The sequence below is a fragment of the Marinobacterium sp. NO-S09 genome, assembly GCF_059179545.1.
This window is the reverse complement of record NZ_CP168954.1, coordinates 3,991,760-4,013,171: the sequence shown is the minus strand read 5'-3', so window position 1 is coordinate 4,013,171 and position 21,412 is coordinate 3,991,760. Positions and strand designations below refer to the sequence as shown.

Annotated in this window: 24 protein-coding genes, 1 tRNA gene and 1 pseudogene; 17 read left to right on the top strand and 9 right to left on the bottom strand. The window is 52.2% G+C overall.

What is annotated here, in order from left to right; translation table 11 throughout:
* The 12 genes and pseudogenes from O3C79_RS18535 (at window position 1) to O3C79_RS18480 (ending at window position 10,005) form a co-directional block, all read left to right on the top strand.
* Complete coding sequence (locus O3C79_RS18535; RefSeq protein WP_494384286.1) at window positions 1-846, top strand: alpha/beta fold hydrolase; 846 nt, start codon at window positions 1-3, stop codon at window positions 844-846.
* 4 nt (window positions 847-850) lie between these two features.
* Window positions 851-1,681 carry an alpha/beta fold hydrolase gene (locus O3C79_RS18530; protein WP_494384285.1) on the top strand — a complete coding sequence of 277 codons (831 nt, stop codon included), beginning with the start codon at window positions 851-853 and terminating at the stop codon, window positions 1,679-1,681.
* 19 nt (window positions 1,682-1,700) lie between these two features.
* Window positions 1,701-2,255 (top strand): NifU family protein, encoded by a 555-nt coding sequence (locus O3C79_RS18525; protein WP_494384284.1) that lies wholly within the window; start codon window positions 1,701-1,703, stop codon window positions 2,253-2,255.
* Window positions 2,256-2,373: 118 nt separating this feature from the next.
* A pseudogene (locus O3C79_RS18520) lies at window positions 2,374-2,697 on the top strand (Rieske 2Fe-2S domain-containing protein); the annotation flags it as partial.
* A 78-nt stretch (window positions 2,698-2,775) separates the two neighbouring features.
* Window positions 2,776-3,684 carry an SRPBCC family protein gene (locus O3C79_RS18515; RefSeq protein ID WP_494385810.1) on the top strand — a complete coding sequence of 303 codons (909 nt, stop codon included), beginning with the start codon at window positions 2,776-2,778 and terminating at the stop codon, window positions 3,682-3,684.
* 85 nt (window positions 3,685-3,769) lie between these two features.
* Window positions 3,770-4,822: a 2Fe-2S iron-sulfur cluster binding domain-containing protein gene (locus O3C79_RS18510; protein WP_494384283.1), complete on the top strand. Its 1,053-nt coding sequence runs from the start codon at window positions 3,770-3,772 to the stop codon at window positions 4,820-4,822.
* A 60-nt stretch (window positions 4,823-4,882) separates the two neighbouring features.
* Window positions 4,883-5,761, top strand: coding sequence for a VOC family protein (locus tag O3C79_RS18505; protein ID WP_494384282.1), 879 nt, complete (start codon window positions 4,883-4,885; stop codon window positions 5,759-5,761).
* Window positions 5,762-5,820: 59 nt separating this feature from the next.
* Window positions 5,821-6,612, top strand: coding sequence for a fumarylacetoacetate hydrolase family protein (locus O3C79_RS18500; RefSeq protein WP_494384281.1), 792 nt, complete (start codon window positions 5,821-5,823; stop codon window positions 6,610-6,612).
* Window positions 6,613-6,636: 24 nt separating this feature from the next.
* Window positions 6,637-7,548 (top strand): acetaldehyde dehydrogenase (acetylating), encoded by a 912-nt coding sequence (locus tag O3C79_RS18495; RefSeq protein ID WP_494384280.1) that lies wholly within the window; start codon window positions 6,637-6,639, stop codon window positions 7,546-7,548.
* A gap of 14 nt (window positions 7,549-7,562) precedes the next feature.
* Window positions 7,563-8,591: a 4-hydroxy-2-oxovalerate aldolase gene (gene dmpG, locus O3C79_RS18490; protein ID WP_494384279.1), complete on the top strand. Its 1,029-nt coding sequence runs from the start codon at window positions 7,563-7,565 to the stop codon at window positions 8,589-8,591.
* A 37-nt stretch (window positions 8,592-8,628) separates the two neighbouring features.
* Entirely contained in the window at window positions 8,629-9,375 is a 747-nt protein-coding gene (locus tag O3C79_RS18485; RefSeq protein WP_494384278.1) for an SDR family NAD(P)-dependent oxidoreductase, read from the top strand.
* An 18-nt stretch (window positions 9,376-9,393) separates the two neighbouring features.
* Window positions 9,394-10,005 carry an FMN-dependent NADH-azoreductase gene (locus tag O3C79_RS18480; RefSeq protein WP_494384277.1) on the top strand — a complete coding sequence of 204 codons (612 nt, stop codon included), beginning with the start codon at window positions 9,394-9,396 and terminating at the stop codon, window positions 10,003-10,005.
* Here O3C79_RS18480 and O3C79_RS18475 read toward each other — a convergent pair whose 3' ends face one another.
* From O3C79_RS18475 to O3C79_RS18460, 4 genes are all read right to left on the bottom strand, one after another.
* Window positions 10,006-10,548 (bottom strand): winged helix DNA-binding protein, encoded by a 543-nt coding sequence (locus O3C79_RS18475; RefSeq protein WP_494384276.1) that lies wholly within the window; start codon window positions 10,546-10,548, stop codon window positions 10,006-10,008. It abuts the gene before it with no gap.
* A gap of 231 nt (window positions 10,549-10,779) precedes the next feature.
* A complete protein-coding gene (locus tag O3C79_RS18470) occupies window positions 10,780-11,820 on the bottom strand; it encodes a hypothetical protein (RefSeq protein ID WP_494384275.1) in 1,041 nt (346 codons plus the stop codon).
* Complete coding sequence (locus O3C79_RS18465; RefSeq protein WP_494384274.1) at window positions 11,807-13,174, bottom strand: malonyl-CoA decarboxylase domain-containing protein; 1,368 nt, start codon at window positions 13,172-13,174, stop codon at window positions 11,807-11,809. The genes O3C79_RS18470 and O3C79_RS18465 overlap by 14 nt, the downstream gene beginning before the upstream one ends.
* Window positions 13,149-13,832, bottom strand: a complete 684-nt coding sequence (locus tag O3C79_RS18460; protein ID WP_494384273.1) for a GntR family transcriptional regulator — start codon at window positions 13,830-13,832, stop codon at window positions 13,149-13,151. Before O3C79_RS18460 ends, O3C79_RS18465 begins: the two co-directional genes overlap by 26 nt.
* An 88-nt stretch (window positions 13,833-13,920) precedes the next feature.
* Between O3C79_RS18460 and O3C79_RS18455 the strand changes: the two genes are divergently transcribed.
* Window positions 13,921-15,426, top strand: a complete 1,506-nt coding sequence (locus O3C79_RS18455) for a malonate--CoA ligase (protein ID WP_494384272.1) — start codon at window positions 13,921-13,923, stop codon at window positions 15,424-15,426.
* 173 nt (window positions 15,427-15,599) lie between these two features.
* On the opposite strand, the gene O3C79_RS18450 is transcribed toward O3C79_RS18455, so the two are convergent.
* The 5 genes from O3C79_RS18450 to flgA all read right to left on the bottom strand — a co-directional run bounded on the left by O3C79_RS18450 (window position 15,600) and on the right by flgA (window position 18,402).
* Window positions 15,600-15,710: a hypothetical protein gene (locus tag O3C79_RS18450; RefSeq protein WP_494385809.1), complete on the bottom strand. Its 111-nt coding sequence runs from the start codon at window positions 15,708-15,710 to the stop codon at window positions 15,600-15,602.
* A gap of 1,007 nt (window positions 15,711-16,717) precedes the next feature.
* Window positions 16,718-16,794: transfer RNA gene (locus O3C79_RS18445), tRNA-Arg, on the bottom strand.
* A 35-nt stretch (window positions 16,795-16,829) separates the two neighbouring features.
* Window positions 16,830-17,330, bottom strand: coding sequence for a flagellar export chaperone FlgN (flgN, locus tag O3C79_RS18440; RefSeq protein ID WP_494384271.1), 501 nt, complete (start codon window positions 17,328-17,330; stop codon window positions 16,830-16,832).
* A gap of 5 nt (window positions 17,331-17,335) precedes the next feature.
* Entirely contained in the window at window positions 17,336-17,659 is a 324-nt protein-coding gene (gene flgM / locus O3C79_RS18435; protein ID WP_076465900.1) for a flagellar biosynthesis anti-sigma factor FlgM, read from the bottom strand.
* A gap of 149 nt (window positions 17,660-17,808) precedes the next feature.
* On the bottom strand, window positions 17,809-18,402 hold the full coding sequence (gene flgA / locus O3C79_RS18430) for a flagellar basal body P-ring formation chaperone FlgA (protein WP_494384270.1): 594 nt from the start codon (window positions 18,400-18,402) through the stop codon (window positions 17,809-17,811).
* A gap of 177 nt (window positions 18,403-18,579) precedes the next feature.
* On the opposite strand from flgA, the gene O3C79_RS18425 reads away from it, so the two are divergent.
* The 4 genes from O3C79_RS18425 (at window position 18,580) to flgC (ending at window position 21,410) form a co-directional block, all read left to right on the top strand.
* The gene (locus O3C79_RS18425; RefSeq protein ID WP_494384269.1) at window positions 18,580-19,521 is read left to right on the top strand and encodes a chemotaxis protein CheV; all 942 of its coding nucleotides are present in this window, start codon (window positions 18,580-18,582) and stop codon (window positions 19,519-19,521) included.
* Window positions 19,522-19,542: 21 nt separating this feature from the next.
* Window positions 19,543-20,382 carry a CheR family methyltransferase gene (locus O3C79_RS18420; protein ID WP_494384268.1) on the top strand — a complete coding sequence of 280 codons (840 nt, stop codon included), beginning with the start codon at window positions 19,543-19,545 and terminating at the stop codon, window positions 20,380-20,382.
* A gap of 192 nt (window positions 20,383-20,574) precedes the next feature.
* Window positions 20,575-20,973: a flagellar basal body rod protein FlgB gene (flgB, locus tag O3C79_RS18415; RefSeq protein WP_494384267.1), complete on the top strand. Its 399-nt coding sequence runs from the start codon at window positions 20,575-20,577 to the stop codon at window positions 20,971-20,973.
* A 2-nt stretch (window positions 20,974-20,975) separates the two neighbouring features.
* Window positions 20,976-21,410, top strand: coding sequence for a flagellar basal body rod protein FlgC (flgC, locus tag O3C79_RS18410; RefSeq protein ID WP_010325252.1), 435 nt, complete (start codon window positions 20,976-20,978; stop codon window positions 21,408-21,410).
* The last annotated feature ends 2 nt before the right edge of the window (window positions 21,411-21,412 follow it).

The window sequence follows — 21,412 nt, the reverse complement described above, 5'->3', positions numbered from 1 at the left end:
ATGACCAATACCCCTGAGATTGGCCGGATGCTCGATATCGGCACCATGAAGGTCAATTATCACGATGCTGGTGAAGGACAACCTGTCCTGTTACTGCACGGCTCCGGTGCAGGTGTCAGTGCTTGGGCCAACTGGCGTAATACTATTCCGGAATTAGCCAAATTCAGGCGTGTGCTTGCACCGGATTTGGCCGGTTTTGGCTACACAGAAACGCCTGATAATTATGAGTTTGTCCACATGGACAGCTGGGTCGATCAGATCATCCGTTTTATGGATGCATTGGGAATCGAACAGGCCGACTTCGTGGGCAACTCTTTTGGCGGTTCTTTGACGCTGGCGCTGGTTGTGCGTTTCCCGGAGCGAGTGGGACGCATGGTGCTGATGGGCAGTGGCGGCCAACCGTTCGAAGTGAACGCATGCTTGAAAAAGCTTTGGGGCTACAAGCCGTCCATCGAGTCGATGCGCGAGATCCTGCAGATCATGGCCTATGACCAGAGTATCGCGACTGACGAACTGGCTGAACTGCGTTATCGCTCGACCATACGGCCGGGTGTGCAGGAGCGTTTTGAGAAAGTATTCCCGCCTCCATATCAGCGCTGGGCCGATGTGCTGGTCATCTCGGATGAACAGCTGGCGGCGCTGCCACATCAAACCCTACTGTTGCATGGCCGAGATGATCGGGTGGTACCGGTCGAGGTTTCGGAGCAGCTGGCCATGAAAATCCCGCATGCACAGCTGCATATCTTCGGCTGCTGTGGTCACTGGACACAAATCGAACAGGCCTCACGTTTCAACCAGTTGGTCCATGACTTTCTGCGTGAAGCCGATACTGAAAAAGAAGGATAACAAGATGTCGAATGAAACCCCTGAAATCGGTCGTCAACTGGATCTGGGTGATATCCGTGTCAACTATCATGATGAAGGTGAGGGGCGTGCGCTCATTCTGCTGCATGGCTCCGGTGCCGGTGTCACTGCTTGGGCTAACTGGCGCAATACCATCCCAATGTTCTCACCGTCACGTCGTGTACTTGCGCCCGATCTGGTCGGCTTTGGTTACACCGAAACACCGGATGACTTCGAGTTCGTGCATATGGATACCTGGGTCGACCAGATTATCCGTTTCATGGATGCGCTGGATATCCAGCAAGCTGACTTCATCGGTAACTCCTTTGGTGGCTCGCTGACACTAGCATTGGCAGTGCGCCATCCTGGGCGTATCGGCCGTATGGTGTTGATGGGAAGCGGCGGTCAGCCGTTTGAGGTCAGTGCCAATCTGAAGAAACTCTGGGGCTATAAGCCGTCAATCGAGGCGATGAAGGAGATCCTGCAGATCATGGCCTATGACCAGAGCATCGCCACCGATGAGTTGGCTGAAATGCGTTATCGCGCCACTATCCGTCCCGGCTTTCAGGAACGTTTTGAGCGAGTCTTCCCCGAGCCCTATCAGCGCTGGGCCGATGCCCAGGTTGTCAGTGATCAGGAGCTGGCCGCCATCAAGCAGGAGGTGCTGATCATCCATGGCCGTGATGATGCTGTAGTACCGGTAACTGTCTCGGAAAACCTGGCGCGCAAGATCAAACATTCCCAGTTCCACATGTTCGGTTGCTGCGGTCACTGGACCCAAATCGAACAGGCGCAGCGCTTCAACAACCTGGTGATGTCCTTCCTACAGGAAGGTTGATCTTTGAGATGGAGGCCTTATGAGCAAAGCCAACATTCATGTCACTGAGCAGGCTGGCCAGTACCTCGCAGAAATGGCCGCACGCGAGAACTGTCGGGAGTTGCGCCTTGGGGTGCAGTACCCGGGGACTCCCATTTCCCAGTGCTATCTGAGCTTCAGTCAGGAACGATCGAGCGATGATGAGGTGGTGGAGTTTGAAGGCTTCCGCCTGCGTTACAAGCGCGCCCTGGCCGGCTTTATTGAGGGGCTGAGCGTCGAGTACCGCCAGAACCGTATGGGCAGCGAGGTCAGACTCAAAGCACCGAACTTACACAACCTGCAACAACCTCCTGAGGATGCTGATCTGGAACTGCGGGCAAACTGGGTGCTGAATCAGCATGTGAACCCATCATTGGCTGAGCATCAAGGAAGCGTGATTGTGGATCGTGTGGAAGGAGAGAAGGTGTGGCTTAAGTTTGGTGGTAACTGTCTTGGCTGCGGCAATGCCGAGAAAACCCTGGTCGAGTTTGTTGAAAAGACGCTGCTGGAGCACTTGCCCGAGATCGAAGCCATCAGTGAAGTGACAATGCACTAAATTTTTTTGGTCTTTTAAATTGAATTTCAATTGAAGTTGTATTTATATTTAATTATACGTAACTTGTGATTACAGAGAATCTGGTGAGTTGCTTAGAAAAACGTGAGGGAACAAAACAATGTCTAAGAAAAATGCCCGTGTCGCGAACGACAAAAGCACCAAGAAACAATACCAGCCCTACATGGAAGCCGAATGGGGCTTCATTAACCATTGGTATCCCGCCGCTTTCAGCGATGAGTTGGCCGAAGGTGAAGTGAAGGGAATTCAGATTGCTGGCGTCCCCATCGTGCTCCGCCGCGCTAAGGGCAAGGTCCATGCACTGCTGGACCAGTGCTTGCACCGTGGCGTCCGATTTTCAGCAAAGCCGATGTGTCTGAATGATGAAACCATCACCTGCTGGTACCACGGTTTTACCTTCAACCTGGATGACGGTGAGCTGAGCACCATCGTGGCTGCGCCGGAAGACAAGTTGATTGGTACCACCGGTATCCAGACCTTTGCCGTTGAGGAAGTGGCCGGCATGGTCTTTGTGTTCGTCTGCGAAGCGGACTGGGACGAGGAAATCCCGCCGCTGGCGAACGACCTGCCGCTGCGCTTCCCGGAAAACAACGAACGCTTCCCGCACCCGCTGTGGCCGGATACACCGTCCATCATGGATGAAAATGTTGTCGTACTGGGCATGCATCGTACCGGTAATGCCAACTGGCGCCTGGCCTGTGAAAACGGCTTCGATGCCGGTCACCTGTTGATCCATCGTGACAACGCCATCGTGCAGGCCAAGGAGTGGGCGGTCCCGCTGGGCATCAAGCCGCTGTCTGAGGAAGCGATCGCCATCATCGATGATGAGAACGGTCCTCGTGGCTTCCTTAACCGCTACTTCACTGATCACTACGAGCCGGTTCTGGACAACCCGATCCTGGACATCAAAGCCTATGGTCAGAATCCTAAATATTTCCGGACTTCAATGTACATGCCCGGCGTGCTGATGGTGGAAAACTGGCCTGAAGAGCACGTGGTTCAGTACGAGTGGTATGTGCCAATCACTAACGACACCTATGAGTACTGGGAAGTACTTGTTCGCAAGTGCGATACCGAGAAAGAGCGTAAAGAGTTCGAGTACCGCTATGAAAATCTGTACAAGCCAATGTGTTTGGAAGGGTTCAATGATTGTGACCTGATGGCCCGTGACGCGATGCAGAATTTCTATGCCGATGGTACTGGCTGGGATGACGAACAGTTGGCCGACATGGATGCTTCCGTCATTGTCTGGCGCAAGTGTGCCTCCCGGTTCAATCGTGGAATCGCGCCGGTACCGAAAGGTGTTTACGGTGCGACCAAGGCTCAGAGTCAGCACTTCGCGGCTGCGGCAACCGGCAAGTGGCCGGGCACCCAAGCGTTCGAAACCGGACAAAAATACGACAAGAGCTAATAGTCGAGTTCCACAGATCTATGTTGCAGTACCGACCGCGTGGGGCTTAGCCCCTGCGGTCATCCAATAACAAGGAGAATACGCCATGTCTGCATCAGAAGCGGCTCACATGCTTGAAACTGAGTCTCAGGTCACTTTTAGATTTTCAGATGGCGTCGAGTATTACGCCATCAGTAAACCCGGTGAGCTCTTGCTAGATGTCGCTCGCAAGAACGATGTCCCGGTAACCTGGCAGTGCCTGACCGGCAGCTGTGGTTCCTGCATCTGCAAAGTGGAGGAAGGAGAGGTCAGCTCCGATACCGGTCGCCTGCTGTCACTGTTGCCCAGCGAAGCCAAGGAGGGGTTGAGGCTCTCCTGCGCAGCCCTGGCCGACACCGACTGTGTGGTGCAACTGGATTACCCCAGCACCTTTTCCGAAGACCATGAAGCGCACCAGGATACGGGTACGGTTACCGAGCTGGAGTGGGTGAATTACAACACTGTCCGGCTGGTAATGGAGTTACCTGAAGATACGGAGTTTGAGGACTTCGAAGCGGGGCAGTATGTCCAGTTGCAAGTACCGGGTACCGAGGAGTGGCGTTCTTATTCCATGTCCAGCACGGTCAAGGAACTCCCTGAAATGACCTTCTATATCCGGGTGCTGGAGTCCGGTGTCATGTCTGATTACCTTCGCGAACGCTGCCAGGTGGGGGATCAGATTCCGGTCGACGGCGCATACGGTGTTTTCTATCTGCGTGAAGAAAAAGTGCCTCAAATCATGATCGCCGGTGGTACAGGACTTGCGCCGATGATGAGCATGATTGATACCTTGCGCCAAAATAACTTTCGTCGTAAGCCCGTCATTCTGGCATTTGGCTGCTCTCATGAGAAAGATCTATTCGCGCTGGATGAATTGTCGATGCGTTCTGACTGGATGCCAAACCTTGATGTGCGTACCTGCGTCTCACGCCCCGAAGGTGAATGGGACGGGAACCATTGCCGAGCTCAGTTCGCAATAACAGCTGACGATATCACCCATGAAGATACTCAGGCCTATCTCTGCGGGCCTCCAGCCATGACGGAAGATGCCAAGGCTCGTCTGCTTTCTCTTGGAGTTAAGGCTGAGAATATCCATGTTGAACTGTTTGAAAGCCTCTAAACATAAATCTTTTCAGGCACCTGCGTCGTCCCGACATTAACAACAATAAAGGTGATAATCATGCCGGCTGTAACCAAACTTTCGTACCTGGGGTTCAACGTTTCCGACTTCAGTCAGTGGCACACAATCCTGTTCGATATTCTTGGCCTGGAAATGCGCCAGGATAGTCCTCAGGGGCAGATCCAGTTGCGAATGGACTCCCATCATCATCGTTTTACCTTTTACGAGAGCGATACTGACAGTACTGCTTTTGTAGGCTGGGAAGTGGATAGCATCGATCAGTTTCATTTGCTCTATCAGCATCTACAGCAGATGGGGGTGGGGGTCGAGATGGGGTCGCCTCAGGATAAAGAGGCTCGCCAGGTACTGGAGCTGATGAAATTCCGTGGCCCCGATAATGTTGCGATGGAGGTCTGTTTTGCCCCTTTCCATGATAACCAGCCCTATGAGCCCAGCTGCTCACGCTTTGGGCAGTATGTCACTGGTGACCAGGGGCTTGGTCATATTCTCTACTGTCATTCCGACACTGAAGCTGCGCTGACCTTCTATCGTGATGTGCTAGGGATGCGTATTTCAGATTACATTCATTGGGATGAGGCACGTGCCACCTTCCTCCACTGTAATCCACGTCATCATAGCCTGGCGATTTGTAACCCTTGCTTTGGCACCGGGGCTGGTGAGCTGAACCATTTCATGATCCAGGCCGACAACATCGACGATGTGGGTCAGGCCTATGATCGTGTCACTGCGATGGATGTGCCGCTGGTATTGACGCTTGGTAAACACACCAACGATCAGATGACCTCTTTCTACATGGTCACCCCGTCCGGTTTTGCCATTGAGTATGGTTATGGTGGCGCTGAAATTCACGACGATGAGGCATGGGACGTCGCGCTTTATAACGCACCTAAGGTCTGGGGTCATCATCTGGTTGAGTAAGATTGCCAGATCAGAACATCTGGCGGCCAATACAGGATAGCTTTTTAGCGAGAGAAGTAATGCAGGGACAAATAGTCAATAACTGTGGTGATGAACTGTATCGTGCACTTACAACCGGTACGCCGGTAAAACCATTGTCCGAACGCTTTATCAACCTCAGCCTTGAGGATGCCTACTACATTTCACTGCGTATGATGTCGCATCGCATTGAATCTGGTGAGCGGGTTGTTGGTAAGAAAATTGGAGTAACGTCCAGAGCCGTTCAAGAGGCACTCGGAGTTGATCAGCCTGACTTCGGTTTTCTGACCGATGCCATGTGTTTCGGGCATGGGGATACTATTTCACTGCGGGATAATAACCTGATTCAGCCGCGTGCAGAAGGCGAGATTGCCTTCAAGTTGAAGAGTCGACTGGAGGGGCCTGGTGTCACCGCTCGGCAGGTGCTTGAAGCTACAGAGTATGTGATGCCCTGTTTCGAGGTGGTCGATTCCCGTATCGAAAACTGGCAAATCAAAATCGAGGATACGGTTGCGGATAATGCATCCTGTGGTGTCTTCGTTCTTGGGACTGAGCAGATAGACCCCTGTTCGCTGGACCTGGCGGCGCTGGAAATGACGGTCAGCAAGAATGGACAAGAGATCAGTCGCGGAAAGGGGGCTGCAGTTCAGGGGCATCCCGCTAATGCGGTTGCCTGGCTGGCTAACACTCTGGGGCGTTTTGGCATTGCTCTGGAAGCAGGGGAGATCATCCTGTCAGGTTCGCTAGTGCCTCTCGAGCCAGTACAGGTCGGAGACCGAATGCAATTGACCGCCCCTGGCCTCGGGGCTGTGTCTGTCTACTTTTCTGAATAAAACCTTCCATCACGAGTCCTCGATATGTCCAAGAAACTGAAAGCGGCCATCATCGGCCCGGGTAACATCGGCACCGACCTGCTGATGAAGATGAAACGTTCCGAGTGGATCGAGCCGGTCTGGATGGTGGGTATCGATCCGACCTCCGAAGGCCTCAAGCGTGCCGAACAGATGGGCATCAAAACCTGCGCCACTGGCGTGGACGGTTTGCTGCCCCACGTGATCGAAGACGACATCCGCGTGGCCTTCGATGCGACCTCCGCCTACGTACACGCCGAGAACAGCCGTAAGCTGAACGAGCTTGGCGTGATCATGATCGACCTGACGCCTGCTGCCATCGGTCCTTACTGCGTACCCCCGGTGAACCTGGCTGATCATGCCAAGAACCTGGAAATGAACGTCAACATGGTGACCTGTGGTGGCCAGGCGACGATACCGATGGTCGCTGCTGTCTCCCGCGTACAGCCGGTTGAGTACGGCGAAATCATCGCCACTGTATCGTCTCGCTCCGTTGGTCCGGGCACCCGTCAGAACATCGATGAATTCACCCGTACTACCGCCGGTGCAGTGGAGAAGGTAGGTGGTGCCAAGCAGGGCAAGGCGATCATCATCATCAACCCGGCCGAGCCGCCGTTGATCATGCGTGACACCATCCACTGCCTGACAGAAGGCGAGCCGGATCAGGCTGCCATCACCGAATCCGTGCATGCCATGGTGAAGGAAGTGCAGAAATACGTACCGGGTTACCGCCTGGTCAACGGCCCGGTGTTCGACGGCAACCGCGTATCCTGCTTCATGGAAGTCGAAGGCCTGGGTGATTTCCTGCCCAAATACGCCGGCAACCTGGACATCATGACCGCAGCCGGTCTGCGCACGGCCGAAATGTTTGCTGAAGAAGCGGCTAACGGCGCCATCACCCTGCCTGAGCGTGGCTAACGGAGGATTACGATATGAACCTGAACGGTAAGAAAGTCACGCTGCACGATATGTCTCTGCGTGACGGCATGCATGCCAAGCGTCATCAGATCAGCCTGGACGAGATGGTCAACATCGCAACCGGTATGGACGAAGCGGGTATGCCGCTGATCGAAGTCACCCACGGTGACGGTCTGGGCGGTGCATCCGTGAACTACGGTTTCCCGGCCCATAGTGATGAGGAATACCTCAACGCCGTCGTGCCGAAAATGAAAAACGCCAAGGTCTCCGCGCTGCTGTTACCGGGTATCGGCACCGTCGATCACTTGAAAATGGCGAAAGACTGCGGCGTATCCACCATCCGTGTGGCCACTCACTGCACCGAAGCTGACGTATCCGAGCAGCACATCGGCATGGCCGCCAAAATGGAAATGGACACCGTTGGCTTCCTGATGATGGCCCACATGGTCAGCCCGGAGAAAATCCTGGAACAGGCCAAATTGATGGTCAACTACGGTGCCAACTGCATCTACGCCACCGACTCTGCCGGCTACATGCTGCCCGACGAAGTGACCGCCAAGATCGGCCTGCTGCGTGCTGAACTGCCAAGCAGCGTTGAAATCGGTTTCCACGGTCACCACAACATGGGTATGGCCATCGCCAACTCCCTGGTGGCCATTGAAGCGGGTGCGTCGCGCATCGATGGCTCGGTTGCCGGCCTGGGTGCTGGCGCCGGTAACACGCCGCTGGAAGTATTCTGCGCCGTACTGGATCGCATGGGCGTCGAGACCGGTATCGATCTCTACAAGATCATGGATGTGGCCGAAGACCGCGTATTCCCGATTATGGATCAGCCGATCCGCGTTGACCGTGATGCACTGACGCTGGGCTACGCCGGTGTTTACTCCTCCTTCCTGCTGTTTGCTCAGCGTGCGGAGAAGAAGTACGGCATTCAGGCCCGTGACATTCTGGTAGAGCTTGGTCGCCGCGGTACCGTGGGTGGTCAGGAAGACATGATTGAAGACCTGGCACTGACCATGGCGAAAGAAAAGGGGCTGATCTGATCAGCCCGCTGTCTCTGGATGGAACGGAGGTTCAATCATGCAGTTTAGCGATAAACGTTTCATTGTTACCGGTGCCGGTTCAGGCATGGGGCGTGATGTGGCGCTAGCCCTGTTGCATGAAGGGGCTCAGGTGCTGATGGTCGGTCGCAGTGCAGCCAAAGGTAAAGCTCTGATCGAAGCCGCTCGTTCACTTCCAGGTCATGCCATTTTTCATGCGGCAGATGTATCCGACCCAGCCGCCTGCAGGCAAGTTGCTGAAGTGGCCCGTGAGGCTTTTGGTGGACTTGATGGCGCATTCAATAATGCCGGTTTTCAGGAGCAGTTCGCCCGTTTACATGACACCCCAGACGAACTGATCGATGCAGTGGTGGCGACCAATCTCAAGGGAGTCCTGTATAGCATGAAATATCAGCTACCGTTGCTGCTGGACAATGGCAAAGGTGCGATCGTCAACAACAGCTCCATTTTTGGTCTCAAGGCGATGCCGGAACTGGCCTATTACGTGGCTAGCAAGTTTGGTGTTGTCGGCGCCACCAAGGCGGCAGCGCTGGACTACGCCCGTGATGGCATCCGTATCAACGCGATATGTCCTGGTCCGGTAAAAACGCCCAGTTATGACAAGGTAACGGGGGGCGATGATCACATGTATGACGAGGGTGTGCCCATGCACCGCATTGCCATGCCGACAGAGGTGACAGACGCTGTTCTCTGGCTGTTGTCGGACCAGTCGTCCTATGTTACCGGTGAAACGCTTTCCATAGATGGTGGCATGAATGCTGCCTGACCGCTGAAGGAAAAAACAATGAAAACGATTCTTGTGGTGACGGCTAGTGCCCGCTATGAAGGAGCCCATAGTCGTGCTATGTCGCGGCTGTTTATCGAGAAAACCAAGGCGCTATTCCCTGAGGCCGTGATCATAGAGCGTGACCTGACGGCTGAACCCTTACCCGCCGTGTCGGAAGAGATGCTGTCTGGATTTTTCGCCAAAACAGACGCTTTGCCGGAGCGCGTGAAGGCCTCGTTGAGCCTATCCAATCGACTCAGTCAGGAGTTGCTGGCTGCCGACCTGGTCGTGATTGCTACGCCGATGTACAACTTCAACGTTCCCGCCTCTCTGAAGGCCTGGATTGACCTAGTGGTGCGTCCCGGGGTCACCTTCGAGAAGGTGGCGGATGGAAACCTGAGAGGGTTGTGTCGTGGCAAAAGTGCCATGGTGCTTTGTTCCATGGGAGGGTGTTTTGCTGAGCACCACACTAACCTGGTTGAACCCTACCTGAAAATCATTGCCGACTTTATCGGACTCGAAAACATGCAGTTTGCTTACATGGAAGGCACGGCACAGGCTTCGTTTGATGAGGAAGCTTCCTTGTGCCGGGTTGAGCAGGATATCGAGCGTTTTTTGCAGGATTCCTGATCAGGAATCCTGCATATCTTCCGGCAGAGAGTAGGTCGCAGAAATGCGGCCTGCTTCGTCATAGATACCTGTTAGCAGGCTGATTAGACGGGCGGCAACAACCAACTTCTCGTCGATCTTGTCGATGCTAGCTGTCTGCTCAGTCAACAAGGTAGCGCGGAGGGTGGCATACTTGTCTACCTTGCTTTTGCCATCTTCTGTCATCGCGTAGGTATAAATTTTGCCCTGTGGCTCCTTAATCTTTGTGATCAAGTCTTGGCTCACTAGTTTCCGAAGGCTGTATTGGATGTTCGGAATGTCATCACGGTTCAAAAGACGGGCAATGATAGTGACTGGCTTGGGACGGTCTTGCATGCGGATTACATGGAGAATGATCAATTCCTGGTAGGTGAGGGAACCTAGTCCGCATGTACTGCCCAACTGTAGGCAGAAGCGTTGAAAGGCTTCATGGAAACGCAGCAGCGCCCATTCAAACTCTGTGGTGGCTACATCATGCTCGGTCGCAGCAAGATGCCAGTTACGGTAAAGAGTGGTATCAGACATTAGCGTTTTCGCATTCATATCAATAGGCCTTTGGCTTTATTATTTTTATCAGACAGCAAGTTCTATGCCATGCACTGATCTTGCTATAGGTTCTATTGAAGTTCAAGAGAGAAATAGTTGAATTGCTTTCCATAATAGCACCAAGATGACTCATCTTTGAAGCAAAATGCGCTGCTTTTGTGCAGCATCTGTACGCGACTTTATTTCCGTATTTTCTTTTTTTTCAGTATGTTATTGAATAAAAGGTCGGGTTTGCACAATACGCTCTACGGCCACTTGAGGTAGCGCGCTCACCTTTGCTTCAGGTGCTATTTTGAGTTGACTTCCCATCATTGAAAAAGCAATAAAGGTCGCTCCGGACCCCTGTGAGGTCACGTTAATATTGACTTGCAAGCCGGTTTCAACCCGGTAACGGAGGGTTGCAGCCAGTGCTTTCAAGTATAAGGAGAAACCGTTACGCTCGTTCTCGAATGAAAAGGGCTGCTCGGCATTTCCCTTTAGGTTCAGTATGTTAGCGTGTGAATGTAGGAGTCCAGCCGATGCTTCTTTGAGGTCAGCGAGACTGATTGGTTTATTTTCGAATCCCGAGGGGCGCTGGTTGCAGACGCTTTTCCCGGCAAGGGAGTTGATAAGGGAATATAAGAAAGATAAGTCTAACCGACGCGGAGGGAGGGCCGATACTCGATTCAGCAAATTTTGCTCTGTAAGCAGGTGGCTGATTTCTCCTGTACCAAGTCGGTAGTCGGCGGAATAGACGGTCATATATTCTTGTCGAGGCACTCCGGTAATGGACTCGATTACCTGAGGCCCTGAGACACCTATAAGGGCATCAGGGTGAGCAATCTGATATTGGCATGCACCGGCAATTAGGAGGGCACCACCAAAGCAGCCGCGTCTTTCTCCTAAAATAGATACTGTCTTGCAGCCTTGTCGTATATTGAGGCGATGAATCTGCTTAATCGACTGAGCGACACCGGCCATACCACTCTGTGGATCCTTCAGCGAGACACCGGCTGAGTCAATAAATAAAATTATAGTTTCCACGTCATGCTCGAGGCAGAACTCTAGAAAATGGTTTAGCTCAGACGCTGTTTGAGTATCAAAACTACCTGCGCTGATGTGGGGGTTGTTGCACCACAGCGCGTACTTGACGCCATCCCTAGTGCCGAAAGCTGCCTGGCTGGAGTTGCTCAAGTGGGTTTCATGCATTACATCAAGCTGACCAAGCATTTCCAAGTACCGGCTTTTGTTACCGAATTCATGCGCAAACATTCTCTATCCTCTTGATTTTATTTTTTTTGTTATTGAGACGGTGAATTGCGATGGTGCCATTTTGCTTGAAGTGCTCGTGGTTAATTTCTACTTGGTCCAGTTCATAGATGTAGTTCACCATCAAGCCTGCAGAGCTTTTGAGCCCATAAGGACGAGTATTGGCAAACGGATTAATTCGGTAGATAGATGCACCATTACTGAGGTGAAACCGAGCGACGGGGTCAAATGGCTCGGAGCCTTTTTTGATCTGAGCAAGGTAATAAAGACCGACTTCTTCTAGCCATGCTGAAGTTTGGTCGTCATTGTGTTCAAGTAGGCCCGCCTTTTCGGTTAGCAGCTCTGTCAGTGAGTCAACATCATATTGCTGCTTGAGCAGAGTCGTTTTTTTACCGGCAATTGTTACGAGTGCCTCCTCATCAATTAGTCCTCTACTGAGCGCAAGTGTCAGGGCCGGCATTGGTGAAAGAGTAGAGAACTGCTGAATGGTTGGGCGCTTCTGCAGAATTTCTTGTACGACTTGCTTGATCAAAAAGTTACCGAACGAAATGCCTTTTAATCCTTTCTGGCAATTGGAGATCGAATAGAAAATAGCCGAATCGGCAGCGTCAGCCTCTTCAATTGGAGTGTCCTTGTTCAGGAAAGGGGACACGTCTCCGCTAATGCCTCGGGTGTATGCCACCTGGACGAAAATGAGAGGTTCTCCCGGTAGTGCCGGATGAAAAAAAGCAAAGCAGTCACGATCAACCTCAAGCCGTCTTTTTAACTCGTCCCAATCCTGTATTTCGTGCACCGCTTCGTATTCGATTAGTTTTTCTAGAATGTAAGCAGGCGTTTCCCATGTGATAGAACGAAATTCTAGGAAGCCGCGATTGAACCAGCTCTGTAGTGTTGATTGCAGATCAACGTCAACCACTTTCAGATCAGGGTGAGTTCGCATTGCTTTGAGTAGATCTTCGCGCAAGGACACCAGAGAAGCGGTACCAAGCCCTGGAACATTCAATAGCTCGAACAAGTCTTTTCTGCCACCGCTGAATGCCGTACACAGTTCCTGATAGCTCTGGGGTGACTTCAGCTCAGCACAAGCATGAGACAGTTGGGAAATCTGGTTGAAGTCCGGTTGCAGCGTCTGCAAAAAATGAAAGAAAGACAGTTTCTCATCATTAGATGCATGTTGATAACGCTGCAATATTTCCTTTGCAATTGCTAGAGCAACCGCGTCACCTTGACGACTTAACAGGTTCCTGCAGGCATCTGCTAGGCTGCCAGACGAGGTTTTGTCGTCACGACTTTCCTGTTGCCAAATCTCTCTACCACGTTCAGATACTGAGTCAAATAACTTGCTGATCCAGCCCATGTTGGAGCTCCTTGGTTATGGATTCTTTGAGGGCGCGATACTGATTCATCAAATGGACATGCATAACTTGTCGTGCCTGGTCCGCATCTCCAGCCTCAATAGCTTCGATAATCCTGCGGTGTTCTGCGATCGACTCATTAAGCCGACCTTTTACGATCAATTGTTGGTGGCGTGCCAGGTGAACAACTCGTGAAAGATCAAGAGTGATTTGCTCTAGCCACCCATTTCTGGCTATTCGCTTTAACGCATCATGAAATTGGGTATTCACTTCATAATAGTGAGGGATATCAGCACTGGCGGCATGGTGTTCTAGGTTGCTGTGCAACTCTTGAAGGCAATGAAGGTCTTCACGTGTCGCTTTTTCTGCGGATAGCTGTGCACAGTACCCTTCAAGCATTGCCATGATTGGGAAAATTTCATCCAAGTCTTGAAGGCTGATGGTTTTTACGAATGCACCTTTACGGGGGACTAGTTCAACCAATCCATCCGAAGCGAGAACTTTCAGAGCCTCACGCAGGGGGGTTCTGCTTATGTCCATCTGCTTGCACAGCTTTAGTTCGTCGATCCACTCCCCGGGAGACAGCTCAGAGGAATAGATCATGTGAGCAAGTGCATCAGCTACCTCTTCAAAGAGGACCTTCCGGGAAATTTTCTTCATATTCAATAGATCTTCAATTGAAAGTTGATCACATTATAATTAGTAATTATGATGAAAGTGAAGAAAAAATAATAAATGGGGGTGTTACATGAATCTGTTCAAGTCATTTCAGCAAGCTTTTCAAGAACATAAAGACAAAGTTGCATTGAGAGTACCGGAGCAAAACAGGCAGGTATCTTTTGCTGGCCTGGATACAATGTCAGCACAAATGGCTAATCGACTGGTTTCATTGGAGGTCAAGCCCGGGGACCGTGTTGCCGTTCAGGTGGATAAGAGTGTCGAGGCTTTAGCCCTTTATTTGGCGGTAATGAGAATGGGGGCAATCTATCTGCCGCTCAATACGGCTTATATGCCAGAAGAACTCGCCTATTTCGTTTCCAACGCCGAGCCGCGCGTGGTGGTCAGCAAGGGGGAGCAGGTTGAGGTTTTTGATTCCATTTGCCAGGAGAGCGGCATTTCATTCTGCTGTGTTACTCTCGAGAGTGATGGAAGCGGTAGTCTGATGGATGACTTGAGTAGCTTTAGCAGTTCTTTTGAAACGATTGAGCGTGCAGATGATGATATTGCAGCAATACTTTATACATCCGGAACAACCGGGCGCCCTAAAGGAGCGATGATCAGTCATGCCAACCTAGCTAGTAACGCACGCGCTCTGTCTGAGGTTTGGGGATGGAAGTCAGATGACGTCTTGCTACATGCCCTTCCAATATTTCACGTTCATGGTCTGTTTGTCGCTTGTAATATTTCATTTCTAAATGCGACTGAAATGGTCTTTTTATCCAAGTTTGACGTTCAGAGTGTTCTTACGGAATTGCCCTCCTGTTCTGTCATGATGGGTGTACCAACCTTCTACACGCGACTATTGCAAGAAGGTGACTTTACTCATGAACTGTCTGCCAGGATGCGTTTGTTCATCTCAGGCTCAGCGCCTCTACTTGAAGAAACCTTTGAAGCTTTTGAGGAGCGTACTGGACATCGAATCCTTGAGCGCTATGGCATGACAGAAACGGGAATGAACACCTCTAATCCCCTTAGTGGTGAGCGGCTTCCGGGTACCGTAGGCTTACCGCTACCTGGGACAGAAGTTCGTGTCATGTCTGAGTCCGGTAAGCTTCTTAAGCCAGAAGAAGTTGGTAGCCTACAAGTCCGAGGGCCTAATGTCTTTAAGGGATACTGGCGGATGCCGGAGAAGACAGCTGCTGACTTTACTGAAGATGGTTATTTTATTACTGGCGATCTTGGCAAGATCGATTCTGATGGATATGTGGCAATCGTTGGTCGTGAAAAGGACCTGATAATCAGTGGCGGTTACAATATTTATCCGAAAGAAGTCGAGCTTGTTCTGAATGAAATGCCTGGTGTTATCGAAACTGCAGTGTTTGCCTACAAGCACACCGACTTTGGAGAAGGTGTCGCTGTAGCAGTGGTAACCATTCAAGACCAGGCTCCAACTGAAGCTATGATTCAGGCGTATTGCCGTGATCGTTTGGCGGCTTACAAGATACCCCGTCGAGTAATATTTCTTGATGACCTGCCTCGCAACACGATGGGAAAGGTACAAAAGAATATCTTGCGTGACAAATATGGATCTTAATTTCTAGTATCAGAGACTAAAGCCGCCTCTTTCGGGTGGATATCAGGAACCCGGTGAGAAGGTCCTCTGTATATGATGATTGCAAGCTGAGGGCTACACATAGATGACCAGCTAATTCCAAAAGAAAAAGTAAATGCTACCCATAGCACCAGCCATAAGGCAGGTGCTATGAGTTACTGCTTCTTCAAACCAGCCCTCTCTCCGCAAATGAAACTGTCCCCCTCAAAGCCCACAATGACATGGTCCAAGAGCCGTATCTCCACGGTATTGAGTGCTTGCTGCAGCCTGTCAGTAATCTGCCGATCAGCGCGGCTGGGTTCAAGATCACTACGACCCCGAGCTCCGGGCTCAGCCTTTCTTCCTGCTAGTGTGATTGGTTGGATGCTCTGGATTCAGATGACGGGAGCGATTGTCCTGGCCGCGTTTGTAGCTGCTACTGTTCGGGTTGCGATCAGTTGAACGTTGGTCGTTTGATTGCTTGGTGCTTTTCTTGCTCATGCCTTATCACCTTTTTGGTTGGCATGGCGAGTATGGAATTGCACTCAGTGCAGAAAAGCCCTTTTTGAAAATTTGTTGTGCTCAGTATCAGATCTGGCAGTGCCTGCTTCTCCCTTTGGGCACCGTGAGGTACCAGTGGAGGCAGCTGGGGCGGACTACTCGTAGTCACCTTTCGCTGCAGCGTATGAATTTACGTGCCTATCTGTTCGCCGAGAGCCGGTCACGATATCACAGTATTTTTCAGAAAGGGGCAGCTCTCTGTGGCTTTGAAAAAGCTCACTATCATCGCTGGCTCTGAGTGCTTGTGACCAACCGTACTCAAATAACCAAGCAGCGTCAGAGTCCTTGGGGTAAGGGCAGTGGAGAATTCCTTTGTAAGTGATGAAACTTCGGTGCCCCTCTTCGTAAATAGCTTTTTGCTTTGGGTCTGACAAATCCATGCTTTCACTCCACATCCTGATCGTTTTGCTGGCAGTAAGGCTTAGGCTGCAGAAGGCTCGAGGGCTGGTCAAGTAAAGGGTGTATGCATAGAGGCACTGCGGGTGTCATGATCAGCGTACTCTGAAGTATTTAGAGTAGCTGTAACCGACGGGCAGGTCTGCTTCGTGTAGTCGTGAGTAGTTATTCTTACTGCCCAAAAGCGCTTTCTGAGCTGAAAAGTGAGTGGGTAGGTGAAATGTATGCAAGAGCAAGCAAAGGGCAAACCTTGGTGCACATCTTGGTGCACTTTGGGTTTTAAGCCATTTTTGCGGTGCAAATTGAACCCAATATTTGCGTAATTCTTTGAAAATAATGGCGCCCCAGGCAGGACTCTAACCTGCGACCTGCCCCTTAGGAGGGGGCTGCTCTATACAACTGAGCTACTGAGGCACGCACAGGATTCTAACGCTAAGCAGGTGTTTTTACTAGGCTTTACCCAAGCTTCGCTGGCCTTCGTAGCGGCCCTCGTCACCCTGGTTGTTGTAGACGGTATTGCTGCGGGCATGGCCCTGGAGCAAAGCCAGAAGCTGGTCGGTATTTTGTTTGCTGCGCAACAAAACCTGCTCGTTGCGCAGGTTGAGCTTCTTGATCGCGTCAAATTGTTGCTCCAGTTTCTCCCAGGCCTGTGCCAACAGCTTATCGGCTGGTGCCGGCAGGCTGGCGAAGAAGGCAAGGACAGATTCTGAAGTGGACGCTACCTGATACTGGCGCAGCATCTCATCACGCGCCTTGATGACACGGTCGAGTTCGGACAGGCAGGTTATCTTTCGCTCGTTGTTCTTAGTCAGCGCTTCTGTATCCCGATCCTGCAGTGCCTGTAGCTCTGTTTCCAGCAGTGGCTCAAGCTGTTCGAGCAGCTTGGTACTCTGGTCCAGCAGGCTTCCCAGCTGGGCACTGAAATTGGCATCGGGCACGTTGGCTGACATCAGCGTTATTCACCTAAAAGGCTGTCGAGCTCAAGCATACTATCGGCAATACGCTCGTTATTGATCTGGTATGAGCCGTCTTCAATCGCGGCACGAATACGGGCAACACGGTCACTGTCGACACCACCGTTATCGGAGCTGTCTACAGACGAGCGCTGCAGAGCCTGAGCGGTATCACTGATTCGCACGGTATCCGCACGCTCGCCTCGCTCTGGCGTTGTCGCAGGCTGGCCGGCGGCGCCTGACGGGGTGCTGCTCTGCTGGTCGCTGACTTTGCCACGGTTGCCAGCCGACGAAGCCGGGGACAGGCCGGGAAAATCGATAGCCATTTTAAATTTCCTCGCAATCTGTTCTGTGCAAGGGTATCGGTCGCCTTGAAGAAAACTTTAATATTTTTTGTTGCTGGTCAATAAGTGCATTCGAAGGCACTTGAAGACTGCACCGAGTATAGCGAAATGATAGCTGCCTCGCGAGTTGATCAGGGTACCTGCACTCTGCCGGGGCCGGTTATACGTGCACGTATCTCGATATTGGAGCGGCTGTTGAGCACCGATATCACCTCGCCTTCCTTGCCATTTTCCTGAGCAATCCCCTCAGTGCGGATCACCACACTGCCGCGCCTTGCTTCTATGATCACCGGGTCGCCTCGCTGGATTGCTTGTGCCTGTGCCAGCATGCGAGGGGTTATGGCGGCATCGGTACCGATGCTGATGCGGGCAACACGTCCAACAACATCCTGCTGACGTTGAAAATAGTCACCTCTGAGGTTGCTGATCTCGCGTTCTCGCAGTGCCAGCTTGCCAGCAGACAGGCGGCTGCCTTTGACGATCGGACTTGTGGCGACCACAATCGTTTTATAGTGCTTGACCGTACCGGTTACAAACAGGCTCCAGCGCGGCTGGCCACAGCTGACTTTTGCAGTGATGCGCTGACCGCTATGAAAGGGCAGCTTGACCTGCAAAGGATTTTGGCAGGGTGACAGGCGAAGCTGAGAAGGGATGGGATTGAGGTGAATCTGCAGTCGGCTATCTGGTACTTTGGTGAGAAAGTGTTGTTTAATGGCTTCAGACACCTGAACGTTGATCTGTTCTGAGATAGTATTAGCAGAGGCTGATTCGGCGAATAGCCACGATAAGACTATGGCCAATGCAGCGGTAACTGGTGTTAAATTGAAAGTACTCACGCGGGTGTCCTGGCTGAGCGAAGCCGGGCTAAACTTTTTATCAACGACCTCGGGGTTGGTTAGATCATGTCAGGGATCCTGGATACTGTAAACCTGCGCACGCAGATGGTGGGCCAAAACCGCCTGGAGCTGTTGCTCTTTGGCCTGGAAACCAGTCAAAGATACGGCATTAACGTATTCAAGGTGCGTGAAGTGCTGCAATGCCCCGATTTGACGGAAGTGCCGCGACAAACCTCCTCCATCAAGGGGATGGCCCATATCCGTGGCGAGACCATCCCTGTACTGGACCTGTCGGAGGCCATCGGCCGAGCGCCTATCCCCAAGGAAGACCAGGCCAAGTGCTTTCTCATCGTGGCCGAATACAACCGTCGTACCCTCGCGTTCATGGTGCGTAAGGTCGACCGTATCCTGAACACCCAGTGGGATCAGATCATGGCGCCGCCGAAGGAGATCGGTAACGAAAACTACCTGACCGCCGTGTTTGAATATGAGAAGAAGCTGGTTGAAATTCTGGACGTAGAGCAGATCCTGGCCGATCTTTATCCAATGTCCACTGATGTGAGTGACGAAGTGGCGACTCATGATGTACGTGAGCGCGCCCGCGAGCATCACGTACTCATTGTCGATGACTCGGCTGTTGCGCGGAACCAGATGCAACGGAGTCTTGAAGACTTGGGTGTGAAAGTGTCAGTGGCCAATAATGGTCGCCAGGCGCTGGAGATGCTGCATGAACTGCTGGACCGTCAGGTCGATGTGGAAAAGCTGTTCTTGATGGTGATTTCCGACATCGAAATGCCTGAGATGGATGGCTACACCTTGACGTCCATGATTCGGGACGACTCGCGTATGGCCAAATTGCACGTCGTGTTGCATACATCACTCAGTGGCGGCTTCAACGTCTCCATGGTGAAAAAGGTCGGTGCCGATGGCTTCCTGGCCAAGTTCAACCCCAACGATCTGGCAGGTGTGGTCGTAAACCGTATCCGTCAGGTTGAATCCGCACAGTAAGTACACAAAGGGACCCGGCCTGTGAGCACTGGCTTCAGCATTACGCCGACAGAGTTCAAGGAATTCAGCGCTTTTCTGGAGAAAAGCTGCGGTATTCTGTTGGCGGAACACAAGCAATACCTGGTGCAGAGCCGCTTGAGCAAGATTATGCAGCAGCAGGGCTGCGGCGGTCTCAGCGACTTGGTGATGCGCCTGAACCGGCCCGGCGGCAACACGCTCAAGGAACAGGTCATCGATGCGATGACCACCAACGAGACGCTGTGGTTCCGCGATATTCACCCCTATGAAATCCTGCGTAACAAGCTGCTGCCAGAGCTGAAGACTGAGAACCGTTTTCAGAAGCTGCGGATCTGGTCTGCAGCCTGTTCGACGGGGCAAGAGCCCTATTCGATCAGTATGGTGATTGACGAGTTCAAGCAGAGTAACCCGGGCTCGTTTTCGTCTGGCGAAGAAATTCTGGCGACTGATATCTCCTCGACCGTGCTTGAGCAGGCGCGCCGAGGCGAGTACGAAATGCTGGCGCTGGGGCGTGGCCTGTCGCAGGACCGTCTGCATAAATTCTTCCAGTCTTCACCTCAGGGCAGCTGGACGGTGAAACCGAACATCAAAAGCCGCGTACGCTTCCAGAGCCTTAACCTGCTTGGTCAGTACAGTACTCTGGGGCAGTTTGACTTGATCTTTTGCCGCAACGTCCTGATTTACTTCTCTTCCGATGTGAAGCTGGAAATCCTGCGCAAGATGCACAAGCAGTTGCGCCCTGGTGGTTATCTTTTGCTTGGCGCTTCCGAGTCCCTGTCTGGACTGAACGACCTCTACAAAATGATCCACTGCCGCCCGGGTATTATTTACCAGGCGATCTGACCTCATTCAGAGCGGCATGTGCCGCTCTTGCCGCCTTGCCGGCCCGACCTTGCCGCTTTTTACCTCCATTTGCCGTCATTAACTCCTACGGTCTCGCCATAGCCCAGTAATCACGTGATTCTCCTCTATTGGCATGCTGCTTGCTTTGTTTAATAGCAAAACGGGTAGCGGCAATCTTCTGGAGGCATGTGAATGGCGATCAACTTCGATTCAGCACTGGGTGTACATGATGATGCGCTGGCATTGCGTGGTCGCCGTGCAGAAGTGCTGGCCAACAACATTGCCAATGCGGATACACCTAACTTTAAGGCACGTGATATCGATTTTGCCGCCGTACTGGCTGGTGAGACCGATAGCTATGAGTTGTCCTTGGAGCAGACCTCAACCGGGCACCAGGATGCTTTCCTGTCGCCGGATACCGCAGCGGACTTGATGTTCCGTACAGCGGTTCAGCCATCGGTGGATGGCAATACGGTCGAGTTGCAGGAAGAGATGGCGCGTTACACCGATAACGCCATCCGCTACCAGGCTTCTTTCCAGTTCCTGAACAGCAAGTTCAAGGGACTGACATCTGCGATCAAGGGTGAATAATCATGTCACTGAGTAACGTATTCGACATCGCCGGCTCCGCCATGACTGCCCAGACGGTGCGCCTGAACACCACGGCCAGCAACATGGCCAATGCCGAAAGTGTCAGCTCCAGCGAAGAAGAGACCTACCGTGCCCGCAAGCCGGTGTTCTCGCTCAAGGAAATTACCCAGGAGCAGATGCCGGAAGACTATCAGTCACTGGTGCCGGGGCAGGGTGTTCAGATTGACGAAATCGTGGAAAGTGAAGCGCCGCTGCGCATGGCGTACGAACCCAACCACCCAATGGCGGACGAGCGCGGCTACGTGTACTACCCCAATGTGAATGTGGTTGAAGAGATGGCGGACATGATATCGGCGTCCCGCTCTTTCCAGATTAACGCCGATATTATGAATACGGCCAAACAGATGCTGCAGCGTACGCTGACGCTGGGCCAGTAAGG

Coding starts and splice junctions, on each gene's coding strand:
- O3C79_RS18465 (WP_494384274.1), bottom strand. CDS start 13,174: ATGGGCTGGATCAGCAAGTTATTTGACTCAGTATCTGAACGTGGTAGA.
- flgM (WP_076465900.1), bottom strand. CDS start 17,659: ATGGCTATCGATTTTCCCGGCCTGTCCCCGGCTTCGTCGGCTGGCAAC.
- O3C79_RS18535 (WP_494384286.1), top strand. CDS start 1: ATGACCAATACCCCTGAGATTGGCCGGATGCTCGATATCGGCACCATG.
- O3C79_RS18485 (WP_494384278.1), top strand. CDS start 8,629: ATGCAGTTTAGCGATAAACGTTTCATTGTTACCGGTGCCGGTTCAGGC.
- O3C79_RS18495 (WP_494384280.1), top strand. CDS start 6,637: ATGTCCAAGAAACTGAAAGCGGCCATCATCGGCCCGGGTAACATCGGC.
- O3C79_RS18425 (WP_494384269.1), top strand. CDS start 18,580: ATGTCAGGGATCCTGGATACTGTAAACCTGCGCACGCAGATGGTGGGC.
- flgB (WP_494384267.1), top strand. CDS start 20,575: ATGGCGATCAACTTCGATTCAGCACTGGGTGTACATGATGATGCGCTG.
- O3C79_RS18460 (WP_494384273.1), bottom strand. CDS start 13,832: ATGAAGAAAATTTCCCGGAAGGTCCTCTTTGAAGAGGTAGCTGATGCA.
- O3C79_RS18510 (WP_494384283.1), top strand. CDS start 3,770: ATGTCTGCATCAGAAGCGGCTCACATGCTTGAAACTGAGTCTCAGGTC.
- O3C79_RS18455 (WP_494384272.1), top strand. CDS start 13,921: ATGAATCTGTTCAAGTCATTTCAGCAAGCTTTTCAAGAACATAAAGAC.
- O3C79_RS18505 (WP_494384282.1), top strand. CDS start 4,883: ATGCCGGCTGTAACCAAACTTTCGTACCTGGGGTTCAACGTTTCCGAC.
- O3C79_RS18500 (WP_494384281.1), top strand. CDS start 5,821: ATGCAGGGACAAATAGTCAATAACTGTGGTGATGAACTGTATCGTGCA.
- O3C79_RS18475 (WP_494384276.1), bottom strand. CDS start 10,548: ATGTCTGATACCACTCTTTACCGTAACTGGCATCTTGCTGCGACCGAG.
- flgN (WP_494384271.1), bottom strand. CDS start 17,330: ATGTCAGCCAACGTGCCCGATGCCAATTTCAGTGCCCAGCTGGGAAGC.
- O3C79_RS18470 (WP_494384275.1), bottom strand. CDS start 11,820: ATGTTTGCGCATGAATTCGGTAACAAAAGCCGGTACTTGGAAATGCTT.
- dmpG (WP_494384279.1), top strand. CDS start 7,563: ATGAACCTGAACGGTAAGAAAGTCACGCTGCACGATATGTCTCTGCGT.
- O3C79_RS18525 (WP_494384284.1), top strand. CDS start 1,701: ATGAGCAAAGCCAACATTCATGTCACTGAGCAGGCTGGCCAGTACCTC.
- O3C79_RS18515 (WP_494385810.1), top strand. CDS start 2,776: ATGGTCTTTGTGTTCGTCTGCGAAGCGGACTGGGACGAGGAAATCCCG.
- O3C79_RS18480 (WP_494384277.1), top strand. CDS start 9,394: ATGAAAACGATTCTTGTGGTGACGGCTAGTGCCCGCTATGAAGGAGCC.
- flgC (WP_010325252.1), top strand. CDS start 20,976: ATGTCACTGAGTAACGTATTCGACATCGCCGGCTCCGCCATGACTGCC.
- O3C79_RS18530 (WP_494384285.1), top strand. CDS start 851: ATGTCGAATGAAACCCCTGAAATCGGTCGTCAACTGGATCTGGGTGAT.